Origin of the sequence: Chitinophaga barathri (genome assembly GCF_003807585.1) — a bacterium.
In the GTDB taxonomy this organism is placed as follows: domain Bacteria; phylum Bacteroidota; class Bacteroidia; order Chitinophagales; family Chitinophagaceae; genus Chitinophaga; species Chitinophaga barathri.
Genome location: NZ_RMBX01000005.1, coordinates 1 through 23908, shown reverse-complemented (window position 1 = coordinate 23908; position 23908 = coordinate 1). Strand labels below are relative to the sequence as shown.

19 protein-coding genes are annotated in these 23908 nt (G+C 51.4%); 12 read left to right on the top strand and 7 right to left on the bottom strand.

The genetic code is table 11. The features are described 5' to 3' along the window. Positions 1 to 31: 31 nt before the first annotated feature. Positions 32 to 1318 (bottom strand): tyrosine--tRNA ligase, encoded by a 1287-nt coding sequence (gene tyrS / locus EG028_RS10150; RefSeq protein ID WP_120516629.1) that lies wholly within the window; start codon positions 1316 to 1318, stop codon positions 32 to 34. A 144-nt stretch (positions 1319 to 1462) separates the two neighbouring features. On the opposite strand from tyrS, the gene EG028_RS10145 reads away from it, so the two are divergent. Then, entirely contained in the window at positions 1463 to 2158 is a 696-nt protein-coding gene (locus EG028_RS10145; protein ID WP_120516630.1) for a TapB family protein, read from the top strand. A gap of 1 nt (position 2159) precedes the next feature. Here EG028_RS10145 and EG028_RS10140 read toward each other — a convergent pair whose 3' ends face one another. The 3 genes from EG028_RS10140 to gatC all read right to left on the bottom strand — a co-directional run bounded on the left by EG028_RS10140 (position 2160) and on the right by gatC (position 3804). Further along, positions 2160 to 2720 carry a cob(I)yrinic acid a,c-diamide adenosyltransferase gene (locus EG028_RS10140; protein WP_120516631.1) on the bottom strand — a complete coding sequence of 187 codons (561 nt, stop codon included), beginning with the start codon at positions 2718 to 2720 and terminating at the stop codon, positions 2160 to 2162. A gap of 84 nt (positions 2721 to 2804) precedes the next feature. Then, positions 2805 to 3512: an ABC transporter ATP-binding protein gene (locus EG028_RS10135; protein ID WP_120516632.1), complete on the bottom strand. Its 708-nt coding sequence runs from the start codon at positions 3510 to 3512 to the stop codon at positions 2805 to 2807. Between the two features lies 1 nt (position 3513). Then, on the bottom strand, positions 3514 to 3804 hold the full coding sequence (gene gatC, locus EG028_RS10130; RefSeq protein WP_120516633.1) for an Asp-tRNA(Asn)/Glu-tRNA(Gln) amidotransferase subunit GatC: 291 nt from the start codon (positions 3802 to 3804) through the stop codon (positions 3514 to 3516). Positions 3805 to 3950: 146 nt separating this feature from the next. Here gatC and trpS point away from each other — a divergent pair, with 146 nt between their 5' ends. From trpS to EG028_RS10085, 9 genes are all read left to right on the top strand, one after another. Beyond that, complete coding sequence (gene trpS, locus EG028_RS10125) at positions 3951 to 4955, top strand: tryptophan--tRNA ligase (protein WP_120516634.1); 1005 nt, start codon at positions 3951 to 3953, stop codon at positions 4953 to 4955. Positions 4956 to 4990: 35 nt separating this feature from the next. Then, positions 4991 to 5623, top strand: coding sequence for a deoxynucleoside kinase (locus EG028_RS10120; RefSeq protein ID WP_120516635.1), 633 nt, complete (start codon positions 4991 to 4993; stop codon positions 5621 to 5623). A 113-nt stretch (positions 5624 to 5736) separates the two neighbouring features. Continuing rightward, positions 5737 to 6450, top strand: a complete 714-nt coding sequence (locus tag EG028_RS10115; RefSeq protein ID WP_123864624.1) for a hypothetical protein — start codon at positions 5737 to 5739, stop codon at positions 6448 to 6450. Further along, positions 6435 to 8540, top strand: a complete 2106-nt coding sequence (locus tag EG028_RS10110; protein ID WP_123864623.1) for a ComEA family DNA-binding protein — start codon at positions 6435 to 6437, stop codon at positions 8538 to 8540. Before EG028_RS10115 ends, EG028_RS10110 begins: the two co-directional genes overlap by 16 nt. 625 nt (positions 8541 to 9165) lie before the next feature. Next, complete coding sequence (locus EG028_RS10105) at positions 9166 to 12336, top strand: SusC/RagA family TonB-linked outer membrane protein (protein WP_120516638.1); 3171 nt, start codon at positions 9166 to 9168, stop codon at positions 12334 to 12336. Positions 12337 to 12355: 19 nt separating this feature from the next. Continuing rightward, positions 12356 to 13834, top strand: coding sequence for a SusD/RagB family nutrient-binding outer membrane lipoprotein (locus EG028_RS10100; RefSeq protein ID WP_120516639.1), 1479 nt, complete (start codon positions 12356 to 12358; stop codon positions 13832 to 13834). 150 nt (positions 13835 to 13984) lie between these two features. Continuing rightward, positions 13985 to 14296 (top strand): DUF3467 domain-containing protein, encoded by a 312-nt coding sequence (locus EG028_RS10095; protein WP_174235425.1) that lies wholly within the window; start codon positions 13985 to 13987, stop codon positions 14294 to 14296. Positions 14297 to 14302: 6 nt separating this feature from the next. After that, on the top strand, positions 14303 to 15379 hold the full coding sequence (locus tag EG028_RS10090; RefSeq protein WP_120516640.1) for an Ldh family oxidoreductase: 1077 nt from the start codon (positions 14303 to 14305) through the stop codon (positions 15377 to 15379). Between the two features lie 24 nt (positions 15380 to 15403). After that, positions 15404 to 16726, top strand: a complete 1323-nt coding sequence (locus EG028_RS10085; RefSeq protein WP_120516641.1) for an aspartate kinase — start codon at positions 15404 to 15406, stop codon at positions 16724 to 16726. Between the two features lie 120 nt (positions 16727 to 16846). Here EG028_RS10085 and EG028_RS10080 read toward each other — a convergent pair whose 3' ends face one another. Next, positions 16847 to 19831, bottom strand: a complete 2985-nt coding sequence (locus EG028_RS10080; protein ID WP_120516642.1) for a DNA polymerase III subunit alpha — start codon at positions 19829 to 19831, stop codon at positions 16847 to 16849. Between the two features lie 3 nt (positions 19832 to 19834). Further along, on the bottom strand, positions 19835 to 21061 hold the full coding sequence (dinB, locus tag EG028_RS10075; RefSeq protein WP_120516643.1) for a DNA polymerase IV: 1227 nt from the start codon (positions 21059 to 21061) through the stop codon (positions 19835 to 19837). 123 nt (positions 21062 to 21184) lie between these two features. On the opposite strand from dinB, the gene EG028_RS10070 reads away from it, so the two are divergent. After that, the gene (locus EG028_RS10070; RefSeq protein ID WP_120516644.1) at positions 21185 to 21859 is read left to right on the top strand and encodes an SdpI family protein; all 675 of its coding nucleotides are present in this window, start codon (positions 21185 to 21187) and stop codon (positions 21857 to 21859) included. Between the two features lie 105 nt (positions 21860 to 21964). On the opposite strand, the gene EG028_RS10065 is transcribed toward EG028_RS10070, so the two are convergent. Next, entirely contained in the window at positions 21965 to 22429 is a 465-nt protein-coding gene (locus tag EG028_RS10065; RefSeq protein WP_120516645.1) for a hypothetical protein, read from the bottom strand. A gap of 111 nt (positions 22430 to 22540) precedes the next feature. Here EG028_RS10065 and EG028_RS10060 point away from each other — a divergent pair, with 111 nt between their 5' ends. Continuing rightward, positions 22541 to 23296: an XRE family transcriptional regulator gene (locus EG028_RS10060; protein ID WP_120516646.1), complete on the top strand. Its 756-nt coding sequence runs from the start codon at positions 22541 to 22543 to the stop codon at positions 23294 to 23296. Positions 23297 to 23908 lie beyond the last annotated feature (612 nt).

Sequence of the window (23908 nt, the reverse complement as noted above, 5' to 3'; positions counted from 1 at the left end):
GCCTGCGCTGCGCCGTTGCCGGTGAAGGTTTTTATATGAACCTTACGAGGTAATAATTTTTCTTCCCTTTCTGGAAGAGGATATTTTTGCCGTTAAGCAACGATTCTTCAGTGATCTTCTGATCCACAGCGGTGATCTTCTGGCCGTTCATGCTCATACCGCCTCCCTGGATCAGTTTACGGGCTTCACCTTTACTGGGGAAGATGCCTGCTTCTGCAAGGAACGTCACTACATCCTTTTGTTCAGTGAGCGCCGCGGCAGGGACTTCTTTCACGTCTACACCTGTCAGCGTTTGCAGCAGCTGTTCTTCGGACATGGTTTTTAACACGTCCACACCGGCGTTTTTGCTGAACAGGCTTTCGGTGGTTTTGAGCGCCGCTTCATATTCAGCTTCGCCGTGGATGAAAGTGGTCACTTCCTGCGCGAGACGTTTCTGCAATACACGTTTGCTCTGATCCTGACGGTGCTCGGCGATCAGGCTGTTCACCGCCGGCTCGTCAATGAAGGTGAAAATGCGGATATAACTTTCCGCGTCTTCATCATCGGCGTTCAGCCAGAACTGGTAGAACTGGTAGGGCGTGGTTTTTGCCGGGTCCAGCCAGATGTTCCCGCTTTCGGATTTCCCGAATTTGGTACCGTCTTTTTTCTTGATCAGCGGGCAGGTGAAAGCATATGCTTCGCCACCGCCAATACGGCGCACCAGCTCGGTGCCGGTTACGATATTGCCCCACTGGTCCGAGCCGCCCATCTGCATCTTGCAGTTCATTGTATTATAAAGATGATAGAAGTCGTAGCCTTGTATCATCTGGTAGGAAAACTCTGTGAAAGACATCCCGCTGTCACCTTCCAGCCTCTTTTTTACGGAATCCTTGGCCATCATGTAGTTCACGGTGATGTGTTTGCCCACGTCACGGATAAAACTGAGGAAGGAGATACCTTTGAACCAGTCGTAATTGTTCACCATTTCGGCATAGTTGGGTTTTGCCTGGTCGAAGTCCAGGAAACGTTCCAGCTGTGCTTTGATGCTTTGCTGGTTGTGAAGCAGGGTGGCTTCGTCCAGCATTTTCCTTTCTTCCGCTTTAAAGGAAGGGTCGCCCACCATACCGGTAGCGCCGCCTACGAGGGCCAGCGGCTTATGCCCGGCTCTCTGCAGGTGTACCAGCAGCATGATCGGCACCAGGTTGCCTACGTGCAGGGAGTCTGCCGTGGGGTCAAAACCTATATAAGCGGTGGTCATTTCCTTTTGCAACTGTTCTTCCGTACCCGGCTTGATGTCCTGTATCATACCCCGCCAGCGCAATTCAGATATAAGATTCATGGAATGATGAAAAATTTTTGCAAACCTACGGATTCAATCACGAAATATGGCATGACGGGCTATGAATGTTGTTTTGGTGTAATGTGTGGAGTATTGCCCGAATTCAGTAATTTGCCTGATCAATAACCCCTCAAATCGTTTACCATGTTACGTTTCTGGATTACTGCCACGTTCCTCTGCGTTACCCTGGCTGCCGCGGCCCAGGATTGCAAAAATTATTACTACATGTTGTCCCATTCCGAAGTGGAAATGTCCATTATTGACGGGAAAGGCGGGCCGGTAGGCAAACAGCTGATAAAGATCGGGGATGTGAAGAATGAAGGAGGCGAGATGGTGTCTGACTTTACCTCCACGCTTACCATGAAGGACGGGAAGGTAATGGGCCAGGGCAAGGGCAAGTTCAAATGCGGCGGCGCCGGCATTTCGGTAGACATCAAGATGATGATGCCTTCCAGCCCCATGGCCGGCCAGCAGGCCACCATGAAAGGATCAGACGCTTTTCTCGTATATCCTTCCTCGTTAAGCACCGGCCAAACTCTGCCGGACGCTTCTTTTACGATGGACACCGAAACCAACGGCATGAAAATGAGCATGAAATATAAAGTGACGGGCCGAACCGTGGCGGGAAAAGAAAAGATCACCACGAGCGCGGGCAGCTGGGACTGCTACCGTATCACTTTTAAGGCGGATTTTATCATGAGTATGATGGGAAAGGACATACCGGTGGAATTTACCGGCACGGAGTGGTTTTCCCCGGGTTTTGGCGTGGTGAAAACGGAGAGTGTCGGTAAAAAGGGAGAGAAAATGGGCGGGACGCTCATTACCAAACTGGTAAAATAACCTATACCCGTGGTTTCCAGGGTATTTCAGGCACCTGCAGCAGGTGGCCGGCATAACGTGCCAGTACGAAAAGGTAATCGCTGAGGCGGTTCAGGTATTGCAGCACCAGTGGTTCCACCTGCATGTCCTGCTCCTGCATGTCCACACACAGCCTTTCCGCCCTGCGGCACACGCAGCGGGCGATATGGCAGTTCGATACCGCCGGGTGGCCGCCGGGAATGATAAAATGTTTCATTTCGGGCAGCACCTCGTTCATGGCGTCTATTTTGTCTTCCAGCAGCTTCACATCTTCCGCGTGCAGATCAGGGATGCTCATTTTAACGTTCTTTTCCGGGTCTGTGGCCAGCGAAGCGCCTACGGTGAACAGGCGGTCCTGTATCTCGCCGATCAGGGCTTTTACGCCCTCATCCGTCATATAATCGTTCACCAGGCCCAGCCAGGAATTCAGCTCGTCTACGGTGCCGTATGTTTCGATCCTGAGGTGGCTTTTGGATACTTTGGTGCCGCCTATGAGGGAGGTTTTGCCTTTGTCCCCGGTTTTGGTGTATATCTTGAAGGCCATGATGGTCGTTTTGGACGAAGTTAATCAAAAGAAAAGAGGCAGCCTTTTGCAAAGCTGCCCCTTTGGAATTATATGATACCGGGCTTAGTGGGCCAGGGATTTTACGGGATTCAGCTTGTCCGATTCCATCACGCCGTCGCGGAGGCGGATCACGCGGTGGGCATGGTCGGCAATGTCTTCTTCGTGCGTTACCAGTACAACGGTGTTGCCCGATGCATGGATGCGGCCAAAGATCTCCATGATCTCCACGGACGTTTTGGTGTCCAGGTTACCGGTAGGCTCATCCGCGAGGATGAGGGAGGGATCGTTCACCAGGGCGCGGGCAATGGCCACACGTTGGCACTGGCCGCCGGAAAGTTCATTGGGTTTGTGTTTGTAACGGTCGCCAAGGCCTACTCTTTCGAGCATGTGCCGGGCTTTTTCTTCCCGTTCCTTTTTCCCGATACCGGCGTAGATCAACGGTACAGCCACATTTTCCAGGGCGGAAAGCCTGGGCATGAGGTTGAACTGCTGGAACACGAAGCCGATCTCCTGGTTACGGATGCGGGCCAGTTCATTGTCTTCCATCCTGCTCACATCGTGGCCGCTCAGGATATATTTGCCGCTGGTAGGCGTATCGAGCGCCCCGAGGATATTCATGAGGGTACTTTTCCCGGAACCGGACGGGCCCATCAGGGCTACGTACTCGTTCTTCAGGATGTCGAGCGTAACGCCTTTCAGCACCGGCAGTTCGTTTTTGCCGATGAAATAGCTCTTGCGGATGTCTTCGAGATGGATAACAGACTGGGACATATTATTTCTTGATTACTTTAGGGACGCTGAAGTATTCTGCTGTATGGGCGGGGGCGTTCTGTAGCCCTTCTTCCCGGCTGATAGGGTGTTTCACCTCGTCTTTGCGGAACACATTGGTATCGCGGGTCATATGCAGCATAGGTTTCACATTCGTGGTATCCAGTTCTCCGAGCTTTTCCACAAAGGTGATCATCCTTTGCAGGTCATGCCGGATCTCTTCCTGCTCTGTGGCATTGATTTCCAGCCTTGACAGGGTGGCCAGCTGGCGGATCAGTGCGTCATTCACTTCCATGGTTTTAAATTAACGGTTTAAAGCTAATAAATTGTATTCATATAATCGATAAATGTGATCGATAGGCAAAAATAGGGATAAAAGGCGGGCATTCTGCTACCGAATAACATAGCACGATGTTAAAATTTATTAAATTGCGCCCCGATATGGTAAAGGAAAAAGAAATCGTTGTCAGCGGCATCCGCTCCACAGGCATTTTGCATTTAGGAAACTATTTTGGCGCTATCCGTAATTATATCCGGATGCAGGAAGAGTTCAACTGTTACTTTTTTGTGGCGGACTGGCATTCCCTTACCACTCACCCGGACCCGAAGGACCTGCGCGGCAACGTGTACCGTGTGCTGGCTGAAAACATCGCCTCCGGCCTCGATCCAGAGAAAGTGACCCTGTATGTGCAGAGCGATATCCCTGAGATCGCGGAGCTGTACCTGCTGCTGAATATGATGGCTTATAAAGGCGAACTGGAGAAAGTGCCCACTTTCAAGGACAAGGTGCGGCAGAACCCGGATAACGTGAATGCGGGGTTGCTGACCTATCCCGTGCTGATGACCGCGGATATCCTTGTTCAGCGTGCCGTGAAAGTGCCGGTAGGCAAAGACCAGGAACAACATCTTGAAATGAGCCGCAACTTCGCGCAACGTTTCAACAACCGTTACGGCTTTCTTTTCCCCGAACCTTTCCCTTTTAACTACGGCGATGACCTCGTGCGTATCATGAGCCTGGACGGGAACGGGAAAATGAGCAAAAGCGAAAATGAAAATTCAACCCTTTATCTGAACGATACAGACGACGCGATCCGCAACAAGATCAAAAAAGCCAAAACAGACAGCGGCCCGCAGGAAGAAAATTCAGAGAAACCCGACTATATCAATAACCTGTTCACCCTCATGAAACTGGTGTCAACTCCGGACACCGTGCAGTTCTTCGAAGAAGCTTTTAACAAATGCAATATCCGTTACGGGGATATGAAGAAACAACTGGGAGAAGATATGGTGGCATTTATCGCCCCCATCCGTGAAAAAGCGGCAGCTATCCAGCAGGACCATGCCTACCTTCACCGCATCATGCGCGAAGGTGCGGACAAAGCCCGTGCTACTGCCTCTCAGACGCTCTCGGAAGCCCGCAAATTAATGGGCATTAATTTCTATTGATTCTTTAACTTGTTGTATCATCATACCCCCCATGCATGGCAAAAAATAAGATCAAGCACATAGCAATAGCCGGCAATATCGGCGCCGGAAAGACTACTCTTACTGAAATGCTGGCCAAACATTACCGTTGGGTGCCGCAGTTCGAGGATGTGGAACATAACCCGTATCTCAGCGATTTTTACGACGATATGCCCCGCTGGTCGTTTAATCTCCAGATCTATTTCCTTCACAGCCGCCTGAAGCAGCTGGTGGATATTCAGCATGGGAAAGATACCGTGATCCAGGACCGTACCATTTACGAGGACGCGCATATTTTCGCGCCCAACCTTTATGAAATGGGACTGATGACAAAAAGGGATTTCGATAATTATTTTAATTTCTTCGAAACGCTGAAGAGCATGGTAAAACCGCCGGACCTGCTGATCTACTTGCAGGCGTCTGTACCCACGCTGGTGGCGCAGATACAGAAACGCGGAAGGGAATACGAAGAAAATATCCGCTTGGACTACCTGAAGCGGCTGAACGAATTTTACAACTCCTGGATCGAGAAATATAAAGACGGCCCCTTGCTGATCATCGACGTGGACAAAAATAAATTCCCCGATAAAGAAGAAGATCTCGGAGAAATTATCTCCCGTGTAGATTCAGAACTGTACGGCTTATTCTAGTGTTCTACAACGAATTGTATCTCCGGAATCTCTGATTTCCGGAGATATTTTTTTTGTGGGTGTTCGTCCCGCATTTTACATTTGCTGCATTGTTTGTTTTAACCAGGAATTACATGATAGTCATTGTTTGTCAGCTCTGCCTGCAACTGTTAGTTGTGCAGGCTCCGCGCATCCCGGTGAACGGGAGTTTTTCAGAAGTATTCAGTGTTTTTCAGAACCCGGCCCGGCTGGTATCGCTGCAGCATGTTACGGCAGGTTTGTATACCGAGCGGCGTTTTATGCTGCGTGAATTAAGTATGCATGCGCTGGCTTTGGGCATGCCGCTGGCGGGCGGCGTAATGGGTGTCAAATTATGGCAGCTGGGGTACCGTTACTACCGTGAGCAGTTATTTGGACTGGGATATGCGTTGCCTTTGGGTAAACGGCTCAGGGCGGCCGCAGGGTTCAATTACAGGCGCGGCGGCGTGGGCGGTGAGCTGGGTGTGGATTGGCTGCTCACCCCGCAGCTGAACATGGGTGTGCACCTGTATCATCCCGGCAGTGACGATGCCGCCAGTATGGTGATGCTGGGATACAAAGCCTCGGAACAGGTGATGATGGAAGCCGCTTTTCGGAAGGATGTTTCCATGCCGTTGTCTGTGCGGGTGCAATGCACTTATTGGCCGGTGAAGCGGTTCCTTGTCCTGGGCGGCTGGGCTACGCAGCCGGTGTATCAGTATGCGGGCATCGGGTATGGAGTGGAAAAATGGAGGATCGGTGTGACGGGCAGTTTTCATCACACTCTCGGTATAACGCCTGGCATTTCACTGGTATGGGGAAAGGAATAACGCATGTTTTTTATACGGCGCTTGCGTGGATATCAAATGCCGGATGGAGATGCCTGGTGTGTTTTAGTTTGCTGCACGGTGGCTGGTTATCCGCCTCTGGCCAGGAAGAAGAACATCCCGTTGAAATGCGGCAGGAGCAGAGTGTAAGCCGTGAAATGGAAAGAACAGGAGAAGAACAGGTACAGGAAAATGATGAGCAATACCAGGAGCTGGCAAGTTACGCCCGCAGGAAACTAAACCTGAATACAGCAGATGCAGCCGCTATGCATGGGCTTGGATTACTGGATGGGTTGCAGGTGGATGCATTGCTGGGATACCGGAAAATGCTCGGGCCGCTCGTATCCATTTATGAATTGCAGGCGGTGCCCGGATTTGACCTCGTGCTGATACGGTCCATACTGCCATATGTGGAGGCGGGTAGCGGGCTGGAACCCTATTATACGATAAAGGATTATTTCCGACGTGGGAAACATCAGCTGGAACTGCGTTACAGCCGTGTGCTGGAATTGGCGGAGGGATACAGGAGGGGAGGCGATGAGGAGGTTCGTTACCTGGGCAGCCCTGATAAGATGTTATTGCGTTACAGGTACAGGTTTGGGCGATATGCAAGCTGGGGATTGGTGATGGAAAAAGATGCCGGGGAAAAGTGGATGAAGAAGGGAATGCCATGGCTGGGAGATCATGTGGGATTTCATTTGTTTTTGCAGCGGCTGGGGAAAGTGAAAACGCTGGCGCTGGGAGACTACACGGTGAATATGGGGCAGGGTCTGATACAGTGGCAGGGATTTGCTTTCGGAAAGACTGGCGCCGTGATGCAGGTAAAAAGGGAGAGCGAGGTCTTGCGGCCGTATGCCTCGCCAGGGGAGTTTTTCTTTTACCGTGGAGCGGGCATGACCTGGGAGAAAGGAAATACCAGCATCACCGGGTTTGTATCTGCGCGTAGCCTGGACGGGAGGTTAAGCAGGTTGGAAGATTCACTGTCCGAAGGATTGTATGAAGAGGGAACACTTGCCAGTGCCGGGTATCACAGGACTCCATCGGAGATCGCCTTGCGGAATGCCATCCGGCAATATACAGCGGGCACAGTCCTGAAGTGGCGTGCCAGGCAGGGGCATCTTGCGTTGAATGCCATTGCGCACCAGTACTCGCATCCGTTAAAAAAAGGAGAGGAACTCTATCGCTTGTATGCCATTGCGGGGCAAAAGGTTTACAATGTCAGCGCGGACCATTCATTTGGCTGGCGGAATATCCATTTGTTTGGAGAAACGGCGGTGGATGGAAGGGGCCATCCCGCGGTATTGCAGGGTTTGCTGGCAGCCTTAAGCCCGAAGGCGGACCTTTCATTGTTGTACCGTTATGAACACAAAGCCTACCGCAGTATGTATGGAAATTCTTTCGGGGAGAGCAGTGCCGTGGGAAATGAAAACGGTATGTATATGGGCATACAATTAAAATGGGGATCGAAGTGGCTGGTGGCGGCATATGCGGACGTGTTCCGGTTGCCATGGCTGAAATACAGGGTGAGCGCGCCAGCGGAAGGAACGGATGCTTTGTTGTCCCTGCAATGGCTGCCGGATAAAAAATCCGTATTGAATGTTACTTACCGTTATTCGCAGGCTCCGGCGGATGTAAAAGAGCCGCCGCTGAAGCAGCGGTTTGTGATGAATGAGCGCAGGCACCACGTCAGCGCCCGGGCCGTTCTGCCGGTGGATGAAAGGTTTACATGGAACGGAAGAGTACAGGTGGCATTCGGGCAGGGGGCGGAAAGCTGGTTGCTTTATCAGCAGGTGCAGGCGCGGTTGCGTAAATGGAAATGCAGTGCCGGTTATACCTGGTTTGACACGGCGGAAACCGAAGGGTTGTATCTCGCGGCTTTAGGATTCCCCGGTGATCAGTCCTTGTCGAGGTTTTCGGGGAGAGGGCATAACGGGTATGCACAGTTGCTGTACCAAGTATCCCCGGTGCTTACGCTCTGGTGCCGCTGGCAGCAGTCGGTATACCCGGGTGGGAAGAGTAATGGCACTGGCCTGGAAGAGATCGGAGGAGAGCGGAAAACAAGCCTTCTACTGCAGGTACAATTCAGTTGGTAGGGCATCGGATTGCGGGGGTGAAATTTTTTTTACTCTTTTTTTGAGCACATATCTACCTGTTTTCCAGTAGTTTATAAAGTTATCAAGCAGGGTTTTTAACAAAAGTTTAACCGGTGGTGATGCTGAAGTAAAATAAATTACTAACTTACGTCTATCATCCAAAATGATTATAAATACATCCAAGATCAAGAGTGGTTGCTTACCATTATCCTAACAATGCTTAACTGAGTAGCAACAGGGAAAAGAAAAAAGGTCAATGTCTAAATCGAATCTCTAAATCTAAATCAGAGCGAACATGATCTGGTAAGCCATTTCATAGCCAACGACAGTATCAATTCAACAAAGACACAACGCGAACGGTAAAAAACTGCCATTCTTTACCTGCTCATTATTCCAATCCGGGAACCTGAATTTGTATTTAAAAAATCAAGATTTTTTAGATCGGGAAAGCTTTTGCCTGAACCGGCCTTCATCTATAAAACCTGTGCTTGATAACCGTTAAAACAATATTCAACAACCAGCTAAATCAAACTGCTACTATGACCTGAAAATGAATTGATCATCTTTTTATTCCGCCTATTATTTAGACAAGTTTAGTTTCTCATCCAAAATCTGAATCTTTTTTATGAAACAAGCTTTACTGTTCATCACCATGATGATGGTGAGCGTCAGTCTGGCATTTGCCCAGCAGCGCCAAGTGACGGGGAAGGTAGTGGGGGACGATGGTGCTCCCATCGCCTTCGCCACCGTCCAGATTAAAGGCACTACATCCGGAACCACTGCCGACCAGGAAGGTAACTTCTCTCTCTCCGTATCCGGCACCAACGTCACGCTCATCGTCCGCAGCGTTGGTTATCTTGCCAAAGAAATCCCATTAGGAAGCCTCACTTCCGTTTCCGTGTCCCTCGCACCGGATGCAAAAAGCCTCGAAGAAGTGGTAGTAACCGCTCTCGGCATGAACCGTCAGAAAAAGTCCCTCGGTTATGCTGTACAGGAAATCAAAGCCGACAAGATCACACAAACCAAACAGGCGGACCTTAATACCGCCATCGCCGGTAAAGTAGCAGGCGTGCAGCTTCGCGGCGGTTCCGGCGCCAAGTTCGGTACCATGCAGATCCGTCTGCGCGGTGTGAATAACCTCACCGGCGGCAACCCCATTTACGTGGTAGATGGTGTGATCACTCCGAACACCGCCATCAACCCGGATGACGTGGCTTCCCTCACCGTACTGAAAGGCCCCGCTGCCACGGCACTTTACGGCCAGCGTGCCTCCGAAGGCGCCGTGGTGATCACCACCAAAAAGACGTCCGGCGGCGGTATCGGCCTCACCGTAAACCATACTACCACCTTCGAAAATGTATATGTACTGCCTGATTACCAGAACGAATATGGCGGCGGTAGCTCGCAGGACTGGAGGACATTCGTCTATCAGCCCGGTACGCACAACCCCGCGCTCGCCAAACTGGACGGCGCAAAATATTATAACTACGAAGTGGACGAAAGCTGGGGCCCCCGCATGGATGGCACCATCCACGCTCCATGGTATGCCTGGGACCCTACCGTAAGCCCCTCTGACTTCGGCATCCAGAAACCATTCGTGCCACAGCCAGACAACGTTCGCGACTTCTTCAAAACCGGTATTGCCAACAACACCACCGTTTCTTTCGCGAAAAGCAGCGATGTGATGACAAACCGCTTCTCATTTACCAACCTCACCCGTTCCGGTGTAATCCCCAACTCCAAACAGCAAAAGAACTGGCTCACCTACTACGGCAGCCTGAACCTCACTAATAAGCTGACGCTGAGCACCAATATCAATTATGTGAATGAATACCTCTTCAACGTGCCCCGCGAAGGTTATGGTACCCAAACCACCGGTTCTTTCAACCAATGGTTCCACCGCAACCTGGAAACCAACAAGCTGAAAGAATACTACAAACGCGAGGACGGCAGCTTCCGCAGCTGGAACATGACCGGCCCCACGAACGTGACTCCCAAATACTGGGACAATCCTTATACCGAAGCGTATGAAAACATCCGCAACAACTACATCCAGACAGTATACGGCCAGGTAACCCTGAATTACAACTTCATGAACGGCTTCAAAGCCGGCGTGATCGCCCGCGGTACTTTCGAAAACTTTAACAGCGACAACCGCGTGGCTTCCTATACGCTCAACCCGCCTTCTTTCTCTACGGAAGAAGACAAACGTACGGAAGTGTCATACCTCGGCAACCTGGAATATGAAAAGACCATCAAGGACTTCTCTCTGCGCGCAGGTGTTTGGGGCGAATTGAACACCCGTACCCGCTATCGCGTAACATCCGCTACCGCAGGTGGTTTCATCCTGCCGGACGTATACAATGTGAGCAATTCCCTGAACGAAAAAGTAACCACGAACCTGATCCAGGAACGTAAGGTGAACTCCCTGTTCGGTTATGCCGGCGTGGGTTTCAGGGACATGTTGTTCCTGGACGCAACGGTGCGTAATGATATCTCTTCCACACTGCCTTCATTTAACAACTCATACGTTTACGGAAGTTTGAGCACCTCCTTTGTATTTACCGAATTGCTCAATACCCGCGACTGGCTGAGCTTTGGTAAACTGCGCGCTTCCATCGCCCGCCTGGGTACGGATACAGACCCGTATGCCATCCAGGAAACATTCGCGCTGGGCACCAACTTCCCGAAATCAGGCAGCGCCACTTACTCCCGCATGAGCGTGCCGGATACAAGGCCCAATGACAGCCTTCGCCCCGCACTTTCTACCAGCTACGAGATCGGTACCGAACTGCAGTTTGCAAACAACCGCGTAAGACTGGATGTGAACTACTTCTACCGTAAAAACATCGACCAGATCGTGGACGTAACAGTGCCCAGCTCTTCCGGTTATTCCGCCCGTAAGATCAACTCCGGCGAAATGATCAACAAAGGCTGGGAATTCACTATCGGCGCTACTCCGCTGAAAATGCAGGATTTCAGCTGGGATATAGATGTGAACTTTGCCTTCATGAAAAACACCGTGGTATCCATCGCGCCGGATGTGGAAAATCTCCAGGTGGCGCTTGACGGTTCCGCGCTGTCATTCGGTTTCGTAGGCTCCCCCCGCGCTTCACTCAATGCTAAAAAAGGTTCTTCTTACGGCCTCATCATGGGCGGCGGCTTCCAGAGAGACGAAGCTACCGGCAAAATGCTGGTGGACGATGAAGGGTATCCTTTGCTGAACAATAGCGTTGAACTGGGTTATGTAACCCCGGATTGGACAGGTGGTGTGTCTTCAGGTGTTTATTACAAAAACTTCTCCCTCAACTTCTCCCTGGACTTCCAGAAAGGCGGCAAGTTTGTGTCTATTTCCAAAATGTTTATGTCCGGCTCCGGCCTTTCTGCTGAAACAGCCGGCCTGAACGATAAAGGCAATCCCAAACGCGACCCGGTAGCCAGTGGCGGCGGTGTGAAGCTGGATGCGATCAGCGCCAGCTCCGGCAAACAGAACGAAGTATATGCCGAAACCAAAGACCTTTACCAGTCTTACCTGTTCTCCCTCTGGGAAAACTGGACATACGACGCGTCTTACGTGAAACTGCGTGAACTGGCCATCGGTTATTCTTTCCCGACCCGTATGCTGGGGAATTCACCTTTCAAAGGCATCAACGTAGCCGTTATCGGTCAGAACCTCTGGCTGATCCACAGCGCTACCAAAGGTCTTGATCCTTCCGAACTGGAATCTTCCTGGATCGAAGGCGGCCAGCTGCCCGGCACACGTTCCATCGGCTTTAACGTAAAAGTTACTTTCTAACAACAAAACCGTAGAAGATATGAAACTCATCAGGTTAAAACATATGACGGCTGCGGTGATGCTGGGGATTACGCTGGCAGGCACCGTATCCTGTAATAAGGATTTCGGGGACCTCAATGTGAACCCCAACCAGGCCAGCCAGCCTTCCACCAAATTCCTCTTCGGCAGCGCCGTGATAGGCATCGGCGGTATCAACAACGCCGCGGGCGGCGTACTGTACGTACAGCACCTGGCCGAATATGTATACAACAACGAATCCCGTTATTTTAACCGGGAATACAGCTATAATGCGATCTATTCCGGCCCGCTGATGGACCTCACCAGGATCATTGAGATGAATACCGATCCTGTTACCAAGGTGACTAAAGCCGTGCTGGACAATAGCCCGAACGACAACCAGATAGGGCATGCACGCGTATTGCGCGCTTTCCTCATGCTCACCATGACGGACCGCTGGGGCGACATCCCTTATTTTGACGCACTCAAAGGTTCCGCCAATACCAAACCTAAATTCACGCCGCAAAAGGACATCTACCTGGATCTGCTGAAGGAATTCAAAGAAGCCTCCGCGCAGATCACCGTGACGATGCCGAACGATCCCCTGTTCGACGGCAACTTTGCCAAATGGAAACGCTGGGCGAACACCCTCCGGGCCATCGCCGCACTGCGTCTTTCCGGCACATCCGAAGCAGCCGCAGGTCGTGCTGCTTTCACTGAAGCAGTGGCCGCGGGCCTCATGGGCGCCAATACCGATGACGCCGCTTTCCCTTACCAGGCCGTTCAGGCATTTGAAAGCCCCTGGTATACGAACTACCGCAGCCGGTACGACTATGGATTGAGCAACACCATGATCGATAAACTGAAGCTGCTGGCAGATCCGCGCCTTTCCATCTTTGCCCGCTCTCCCGCAAATGCCGCGGGTACTTTTGTTGGCATCCCCTATGGCGTAAACGATCAGTTCACTACCGGCGATTTCAGCCTGATAGGTACCACGCCTGCCGCGCAGAACTTCCCCGCCCTGCTCACCACCTATGCGCAAACCTGTTTCACCATGGCTGAAGCGGCTCTCATAGGCTGGATACCCGGCGGAGACGTTGAAACGCTCCTCTGGTACAACAGGGGGATTACCGCTTCCATGCAGAAATGGCATGGCCTCGCAGCCAAAACCATTGCCGAAGTGGATATCACCGGTTACGCCGCAGGCGCCAATGTGGTGATCACACCTGCCCAGACAGCCGCTGTGAAACTGGAGCGCATCCAGACGCAGAAATGGCTGAACTTCTTCCTGGGCAACGGATACGAAGCCTGGGCTGAATGGCGCAGGACAGGTTATCCCGCACTGACGGCGGCTCCCGATGCTGTAAACGCCGGCGGACAGATCCCCCGCAGGCAGTGTTACATCGGTACGGAGCGCGACCTGAATAAGGCGAACTACGAAGCCGCGCTGGCCATTCAGGGTCCCGATGAGCTTTCCACCCCGGTTTGGTGGGATAAGTAATTAATACTCCCGTGTTATAATTCCGGATTCAAGGCTTCCCCAAAGGAGGCTGGAAAATCCGGAATTATTCCAAAACTGGCCATAATAAAAAAAGAGGTGCTGGAAATGGCACCTCTTTTTTTATTTTTGTATCTCGTTAAACCACATATAATGGAAAATCAAAATGAGCAGCAGCAGCTGAATATAGAGCTGAGTGAGGAAATTGCAGACGGAACATATGCTAATCTGGCCATTATCACGCACTCCCCATCCGAGTTTGTGGTTGATTTCATCAATGTGATGCCCGGTTTACCAAAAGCAAAGGTTAAATCCCGCATCATACTCACCCCCCAGCATGCCAAACGCCTGATGAAGGCCCTGGTGGACAATGTAAAGAAATATGAATCCGCACACGGCACCATACAGGACCAGGAGCCGGTTTCCATTCCCATGAACTTCGGAGGGCCTACTGCACAGGCATAATTATAAATGGAGCAAGTTTTTCCTTACGAGCATCTGCACGCTTTTACCCGGGATGTTTTTTTAAAGATCGGCTGTACGCCTGAGCACGCACAATTGGCCGCTACTGTATTGTTGTCCGCGGACCTTCGTGGCATCGATTCCCATGGCGTAGCCCGTTTGTCCGGCTACATCCGTTTGTGGGAAGCCGGCCGCATCAACCCGCTGCCCGATATCAGGATCGTACATGAAACACCCAGTACGGCCGTGGTGGACGGAGATGGAGGCCTGGGCCTCGTGGTGGCTCCTTTTGCCATGCAGGTGGCCATAGAAAAAGCGAAGATCGCCGGTACAGGCTGGGTGAGCGTCCGCCACTCCAATCACTTCGGGATAGCGGGTTATCATGCTATGATGGCCTTGCGGCACGATATGATCGGTATGGCCATGACCAATGCCAGCCCGCTGGTAGCGCCTACCTTTGCCACTGAACGTATGCTGGGCACGAACCCGATTGCGGTAGCCATCCCGGCTGCCACACAGCCGGCCTTTGTAGCGGATTTTGCCACTACCACGGCCGCCAACGGCAAGCTGGAGATATTGCAGCGAAAAGAGCAGGAAGCCCCGCTGGGCTGGATACAGGATAAAAACGGGGTGCCGAGCACCAACCCGAACGAACTGAAAAGCGGGGGCGCTTTGCTGCCGCTGGGAGGGGACCGGGAGCATGGCAGCCACAAAGGGTATTGCCTGGGATCGGTGGTCGATATATTTTCGGCCGTCCTTTCAGGTGCCAATTACGGCCCATGGGCGCCGCCTTTTGTAAGTTTTCTGCCGCTGCCGCCAGACCCTGTAGGGAAAGGACTCGGCCATTTCTTCGGCGCCATGCGGGTAGATGCTTTCCGCCCCGCGGATGAATTCAAGGATCATATGGACACCTGGATCAACCGCTTCCGGAACGCCGCCACCGCGGAAGGCCACGAAAAAGTACTGATACCCGGGGATCCCGAAAGGGAAATGCAGGCCGAACGCCTGGAAGCCGGTGTCCCGCTGCTGGGGCCCGTGGTGAAAGACCTCGGCGAAATAGCCATGAAGTTTAAAATCGATTTTTAAGTAATATATATACCATCATAACAAATGAAAGTCTTAAAATTTGGCGGAACCTCCGTTGGTAAACCGGAACGTATGCATGCCGTAGCGAAGTTGATTACCGCAGATCCGGATGCCAAAATAGTGGTATTGTCGGCCCTTTCCGGCACCACCAATGCACTGGTTGAGATCGGTCAATCCTGCTCTGAAGGCAAAAAGGCACAGGCCAAACAGCAGATTGACAAGCTGGAAAGCCACTACCGCGCTTTTGTGCAGGAACTGGTGAAAACGGACGCAGGCCGTGAAAACGCCAAGGCTATTGTAGACGAACATTTTGAATTCCTCAACATTATCCTGAAGATATCTTTCAATGAAGCGTTGAACAAAGACATCCTGGCGCAGGGCGAACTGCTCTCCACCAAACTGTTCTGCGCTTACCTGGAAGAAGCCGGCGTGAATGCCGTGCTGGCGCCCGCGCTGGACTTCATGAGCATCGATGAGTTTGAAGAGCCGGAGATCCCGCGTATGAAAGTGAGGCTGAGCGCGCTCATCGACCAGAACAAAGGCCAGACGCTCTTTATCACCCAGGGTTATATCTGCCGCAATGCACGCGGGGAAATTGACAACCTGAAACGCGGCGGCAGCGATTATTCCGCTTCCCTCATCGGCGCAGCCATCCAGGCTTCCGAAGTGCAGATATGGACGGACATAGACGGTATGCACAACAACGATCCGCGTGTGGTGAAAAAAACCTTCCCGATCGATCAGCTGAGCTTCGACGAAGCGGCGGAGCTGGCTTACTTCGGCGCAAAGATCCTGCATCCGGCGTCTATCTGGCCCGCACAGCACTTCAACATCCCGGTGAAACTGCTGAACACCCTGCAGCCTGAAGCCAAAGGCACCATCATCACCGAAATGCCCAACGGCAACGGTGTGAAGGCCATCGCGGCGAAAGACGGCATCATTGCTATCAAGATCAAATCCAGCCGTATGCTGCTGGCTTATGGTTTCCTCCGCAAAATATTCGAAGTGTTCGAGAAATACCGCACGCCGATAGATATGATCACTACTTCAGAAGTAGCGGTATCCATCACCATCGACGATCAGCGCAACCTCGACCAGATACTGAAAGAGCTGCAACCCTTTGGCACCGTGGAGCTGGATCATCACCAGGCGATCGTGTCCATCGTGGGGAACGAAGTAGCAGCCACGCCTTCCATTCTCAAGAAACTGTTCGAAGCGCTGAACGAAGTGCCTTTAAGGATGATTTCCTACGGTGGCAGCAGGCATAACATTTCCATTCTCGTAGGTGGCCAGCACAAGGAAAAAACGCTGCAACTGCTGAACAAAGGACTGTTCAACCTGGAATAACAAAACTTAGTTTATTCTGCATACAAAAGGCTGGAGCAAATGCTTCAGCCTTTTTTTCTTAAAAAAACATTAAGCCGGCACAGGCTGGATCAGCGGCCCGCACCAGCTTAATGTGAGCGCTCACCGCGCGGCCGCCAGGCTCAGGGAACCCATCATGGTACCGGTTTCTTTTACTTTATCCTCAAAGAACCCGATCTTCCGCATACGGAACACATCCAGGGAATACACCCCAAACTCTTCGGTCACCTTACCTTCCAGGATATAAAAACCGCCCTTCATAAAAGGGTATTGACGGAGACTGTCCGGGAAGTGAACAGTATCCATCCAGTTGCCATCCCTGTCCAGGAAAGTGCCGAAGCACATAGGTTCTCTTTTGGCCGTGTACACATGTTTGAGGGTAACGAGATAACCCAGCGCTGTCACCGTTTTCCCGAGGTGTTGTGGGAATTTGTCCCCGGTGATATAATGCTGCTGGTCGTGTTGCAGCACTTCAAAAGGGGAGCACAACGGGAAACCGAGCAGTTCGATCTCGTCGAACGCGTCTTCGTGCCGGTGATAGGCGAGGTGAGGCAATTCCCAGTCCGTTGAAGGCTCGCGGAAGAGGCGCGGCTTCAGTTCTTCCGGGGGATCGTTTTTCAGGAGCGCGGAGCTTTTCCAGAGCAGTTCTTTTTTAGTATGCCCCGTGAAGTTAAACGCCCCGATACGGATCAATATTTCCAGTTGCTCAGGTTTGGGGTCTGTCCGTTCTGTAAAGTTTTCCAGGCCCGTATACGGCCCGTTGGCAGCCCTTTCAGCCAGTACCTTTTCCATCCACGCCTGCTCAAGTTTTTCAACATGGATAAAACCCGTGAACACATCATTGCCACTGATGGTGGTATAATAGAGGCTGTTATTCATGCAGGGCGGGAATATCCGCGCGCCGGTTTTCGCCAGCTCACGGAAGTACAGCTCGCGGTTGTAGAACCCGCCGAAGTTGTTGATCACCGCCACCATAAATTCCCGTGGAAAATAGGTTTTCAGGTAAAGGCTTTGGTAACTTTCCACGGCAAAACTCGCGGAGTGCGCTTTGGAGAAAGAGAAGTTGGCAAAACTGGCGATCTGCCGCCATACTTCTTCGCTGACGGCGCGCGGCCTGCCGAGTCTTTCACAGTTCTCAAAGAACAGGTTCTGTATTTTTTCAAAATGCTGTTGCCCCCGGTATTTCCCCGCCATGGCCCTTCTCAGGGTGTCTGCATCCGCCAGGTCGAGGTCTGCGTAATGATGCGCCACTTTGATCACATCTTCCTGGTAGACCATCACTCCGTAAGTTTCTCCCAGCAATTCTTTCATCACCGGGTGCAGGTAATTGACCTGGTCCGGCGCATGAAAATTGAGCACATATTGCCGCATCATGCCCGCCTGCGCTACCCCGGGCCGGATGATGGAACTGGCCGCCACCAGCGTGATATAGTCATCGCAGCTCAGTTTTTTAAGCAGCTGCCGCATAGCGGGTGATTCAATATAAAAACAACCGATGGTATTCACTGTGCGCAGCGCATTGCGTACGTTCTCATCTTTCATAAACGCTTTGGCATCATGGATATCGATGTCGATACCCTGGTTCGCCTTTATCAGGTCGATGGAGTCACGGATGTGGCCAAGGCCGCGCTGGCTGAGGATATCGAACTTATGCAGGCCGATGGCTTCGGCCAGGTGCATGTCCAGCTGCGCGGTGCAGAAGCCTTTGGGCGGCAGGTGAGTGGCGCAGTATTGATGAATGGGCGCTTCGCTGATGAGAATGCCACCGGCGTGAATGCTGAGGTGATTGGGAAAACGGTCCAGCATACGCCCGTAATGGATAATACGCTGATGCACGCCGTCTTCTCCAAGTTTCACCTGATAGGGGTTTTCTAATATCTTGTCCAGCTCCTGCTTGGGCAGGCCATATACCTTACCCAGTTCGCGCACGATGGCATTCGTCTGGAAGGTGGCCACGGTGCCCAAAAGCGCGGTGTGTTCCGTGGTGTATTGTTCAAAAATATATTTCGTGATCTCATCCCTGTCCCGCCACGAAAAATCGATATCGAAATCGGGCGGGGAGGAGCGGTAAGGGTTCAGGAAACGTTCAAAATAAAGATCGAGGGCAATGGGGTCCACATTTGTGATCTGCAGGCAGTACGCAATGATCGAGTTTGCGCCGCTCCCCCTGCCTACATGGAAAAAGCCCCGGTGTTTCGCATACCGGACAATATCCCAGGTTATGAGGAAATACGCGTTAAAATCATGCATGTCAATGATCGCCAGTTCTTTTTCGATCCTCTTTTTCGCTTCTTCGTTGTGCAGGCCGTAACGGAGTTCCATGCCTTCAAAAGCAATGTCGCGCAGGAACTGGCGGTCACCTTCACGGCTGTGGGTAAAACGTTTTTTGTTCAGGTGCTGCCCGAATGCAAATTGGATATTGCATTGTTCCATTACATGCAGCGTGTTGTGCACGATATGCGGCAGTTCTTTAAAAAGTTCCAGCAACTGGTATGGGCTCATAAAACATTCGTCCGTGCCGGCTACCTGTTCCTGCGGCAGCTGGCTGATAAGCAGGTTGTTGTCCACCGCTCTCAGCACGCGGTGCAGCCGCTGCGATTCTTCGTTCTGGAAAGTGAGCGGTTGCAGGATCACCAGTTTGTCCGCATACTTTTTCGTATCTGTCCTGAACAATTTGTTCATCTCCCGCGGCCTGACGCCCATCAGCTCGTGCGGGGCGAGGGATGGGAGAGGACGGGCGCCCCAGGCATAGATTACGAAGGTATCAGGGAGCCAGGGCGCCGCGTCCGGGAAGGGGGTTTCTGTCTGTAAATGTTTTGACAGGAACCGGTTGATGGACAACCAGCCTTCCATGCTCCTGGCCAGCAAAACATAATTAAAAGCAGCACCGTTGCGGCATTCCAGCCCAAGGATGGGTTTGACGCCCTGCTGCTGGCATTCCTGCACGAACATCCACGCGTCTGTGGTCGCGTTGATGTTGGTGAGCGCCAGTGAAGTGATGCCGAAATCCTTCGCCAGCTCCACCAGCTCGTCTGTACGGATGGTGCCGTACCGCAGGCTGAACCATGTTTTGCAATTCAGGTACATGGGTTAATATTTTGGGTAACGTTTGTGCATGATCATTGTTTCTTTCTGGTAAGGCTGCAACTGCTGCTCATGTTTCCCCGCGCTGCTGCTGCCGCGCATCAGGTATTGCCAGCCGAACTGGCTCTTGATGCTGTCTATCGCCTGGTACAGCGATATCATATCTTCCGTATCGTCAAACAGGCTGATCTGGTAATTGCCGGACACCAGGTGGCTGAAACGCACGCCGATCAGGCGGATCAGCAGGCGGCGGTCGTACAGGCGGTGAAACAGTTCCTTTACTTTCTCCAGCAGGACATGATCGCTGGAGGTATAAGGAATGCTGAGCTGTTTGGTGACCGTTTCAAAATCCGAATAACGGATCTTGACCGTCACGCAACCGGTGAGCCTGTTCTGCGAACGCAGCTCGAAGCCGATCTTTTCCGTCATCCTAACCAGTTCGCTGTGAATAAACCCCAGGTCGATCGTATCGGTGGGGAAAGTATTTTCCGTGGAAATGGATTTCTGTTCATGATAAGGCACCACCGGCGATTCATCGATGCCATTGGCTTTGTTCCACAGTGAGATACCGTTTTTCCCCAGCCAGGCTTCCAAAAGCCCCACGGGTATCTCGCTGAGCGTACGCACCGTTTCCACGCCCCGGCGGCGAAGTTGTGCGGCGGTTTCTTTGCCTACCATAGGGATCTTTTCGACGGACATGGGTGCGAGGAAACCTTTTTCCTGCCCAAATGGGATGGACAGCTGGCCGTTGGGTTTGGCTTCGTTCGTCGCTACTTTAGACACCATTTTATTAGAAGCCAGGCCAAGGGAAATGGGCAGCTGTGTCTTTTTCATGATCTGCTGGCGCAATTCGCTCGTCCATTTGAGGGAACCGAAGTATTTGTCCATTCCCGTCAGGTCCAGGTAAAATTCGTCTATCGACGATTTTTCATATAACGGGGCCGAACCGGCGATAATATCGGTCACTTCCCGCGAAAAATGGGTGTATTCGTCAAAATCCCCGCCGCGGATGATGGCATGAGGGCAGAGCCGGAGCGCCATTTTCATGGGCATGGCGGAATGAATGCCGAAAGTACGGGCTTCATAGCTGCAGGCGGCTACAACGGCACGGTCGCTTTTCCCGCCTACGAGGAGGGGTTTGCCTTTCAGGCTATTATCCTTGAGGCATTCCACGGAAACAAAGAAACAATCCAGGTCAAAATGCGCTATGGTGCGCTGTCCGTCTAACAGCATGATCGGTGACTTTCATCAAAAATACTAAAAATATTAGCAAAACTAACGCAGTTAGTAAAAAGATTTTAAACTTATTTGGCACGATGGCTGTAGATATATATAGAACTAATCACCCAAACTGCCATGAAACATCCGGATTATCTTAAAGAGGTGCTGTTGCTGGCGTTATTGTTCGGGCCGATGATCTACCTGGGCATTATCTGGCCGAACCTGCCAGCCACCATCCCTACTAATTTCAACCTCAACGGCATGCCGGACGGGGTTGTGGAAAAGCGGGAATTCCTCCTGCTCATGATCTTTCTTTTCTTCACCAATGGTCTTTTATACGCGCTGTTCCGGTACATCCCCAAACCAGATGACGGGCAGGAAGCTCCACAGGATGTGGCGGATCATATCCGGGATTATTACCGTATCCGCTTCAGGATACATATTTATCTCGCTGTGTTCACCACTATCGTGATATACCTGGTAAGCGCCGGCCGCGAGATATTCCTCGAAAAATGGGTATTTGTGGGCGTGGGCCTGCTCATAGCCGCCATCGGGCTGTATCTGAAGAACCTGAAACCGAATAATTATGTGGGAGTACGTACCCCCTGGACGCTCAAAAGCGAGGATATATGGGTAGAAGTGCACCATATGGCCAGCCGTTTATGGTTGTTTGGCGGGCTCGGCATCATTGTGGCGGGTATTTTCCTGCCGATCATCAGCGGGGTGTTCCTGTTCATTTTCGCGGCGGGGGCCCTGGCCGCGCTGCCTTACATCTATTCTTACCGGTTATTTTATAAAACCCATGGCTAAAGCCTGACAAACAAGAAGCGGGACTTGGCAAGCATTCCCGCAAAACAAAAAAGTAAGAACGGGGGATTCCTGTTCTTACTTTTTTTATGGGTATGTGTGTATTACTTAGAAAGAGGGGAATAAAGCCCTGCCGATGGCTTCGCGGCCCGGCCAGGGAATAGCCGCCAGGATGAGTACGAGGGCCAGCAGGAAAAAGATCAGTGCGGTTTTGTGTTTTTTGCCGTCATTGCTGAGCTTTTTGATCTTGCTGCGGCCGATATGCACGAGGGCTATAGCTATCAGGGCCATGAGGGTATGCTCTACCGTAAAGAAACGGAGGCCTGCATTTTTCATGGCGGCGCCCATATCGGCAAGAGAGGCTTTGATCAGCGGGCTGATGAAGAACAGGATAAGGCCCAGCAGGAACTGGATATCCAGGAAGATCATAAAGAAAAGGCCGGCTTTGGTATCGGCGGAGGTATAAGGTTTTTTGCCGCTAACGCCCATGAGAGCACGAATAACTGCCCATATCCCGAACAGGAGTATCAGCCATCTTACGATGGAATGGATACCTAACAAAGTTTCTTGCATAGTTAATTGAGTTTGTCCGCACAAAAATAAGCGGATAAGAGAAGAATAATTTGGTAATTACAAAAAATAATTGCTAATTTTGTTAGCATTGTTGTACTAAATTATTTAGGGATGTCTACTGTTTGCCGTAACCTGAAATATCTGCGCAAGCAAAAGGGCTGGACGCAGCAGGAATTTGCCGACCGTCTTAACATTAAGCGGTCCTTGCTGGGCGCATATGAAGAAGAACGCGCAGAGCCGCGCACTGAAGTACTGGAGCAGGTCAGCGACATGTTCCGTGTTTCAATAGATGATCTTCTCCGCCGTGATCTCAGTTCCCAGAAAGAAACTTTCCTGGAACGCCGCCGCCAGCAGAAGCTGGGCAGCAACGCCCGTCAGAACGTGGTGTTTGTGCCGGTGAAAGCCGCCGCCGGTTACCTGGCCGGTTTCAACGATGATGAATTCATCGAAGAGCTGAACACCTTCACCCTCCCCATGTTGGGCGCAGGCAGCTACCGCGCTTTTGAAATAGCCGGGGATTCCATGCTTCCCACTCCTTCAGGCTCCGTGGTCGTTTGCCACAAAGTGGACGGATGGGAAGATATCCGTAACAACGAAGCTTATGTCGTCGTAACGAACCGCGAAGGCATCGTTTACAAACGCGTCGTAAAAAGCAACCGCTCCAAAACCAAAGTAACGCTCGTATCCGACAACCCGCAGTACGATCCCTATGCCGTAAATATGGATGAAGTACTGGAGATCTGGCAGGCGGACGCTGTGATCCAGAAAATGGGCCAACAGCACAAAATGAGCGTGAACCACCTCGCCGGTATGGTAAACCAGCTGCAGGAACAGGTGAGTATGCTCAAAAAACAGATGAAGAACTAGGCTGCATCTTATGCAGTGACAGGGAATATCTGAGTATACTGTAAGCCTGAGATTGTAACAACAGGAATTCTGAATGAGTATACTACCAACTGATATGCAGTACCTGGATGTGTTTGCGTGAGAGATCATTGCGGAAGCAGCCAGGTATTCGGAAAATGAATCCTCCGTTTCGGTAATTAACCGAATGGACAGCGGATATTTCCCAACATACAATGAAGATGAACCTGGCCTCACGGCCGCTTAATATCCCGCTAAGTTTTTGACATGGAAGAATGCATCTCATGTCATATGCAAGGGAACTTCATCCTTGTTTCGTACCCCATGTTAACCATTACAGGGACCGTCTTCGGCTATGCCGGAGGCGGTTTCTTTTTTTATTGGTCCCAGCTGTTAGTTAAAACTATGCACTTTAGTGGAAGGGCTTTAGTCATGCGGGAAAATCTAACACGGAACTGGTCTTGTTTGGGGCGTCGTTGTGAAAAGGTCGTCATTGCGTATTCTAAGATAAAGAGACTACCAAAAAAAAATTCAGGCCGCTGCTAAATAGTTCTTATCAAAAGGCGTTTGGCGTTTTATGACAGCAAACATTCTGTAAATGAGTTTATTACGGAC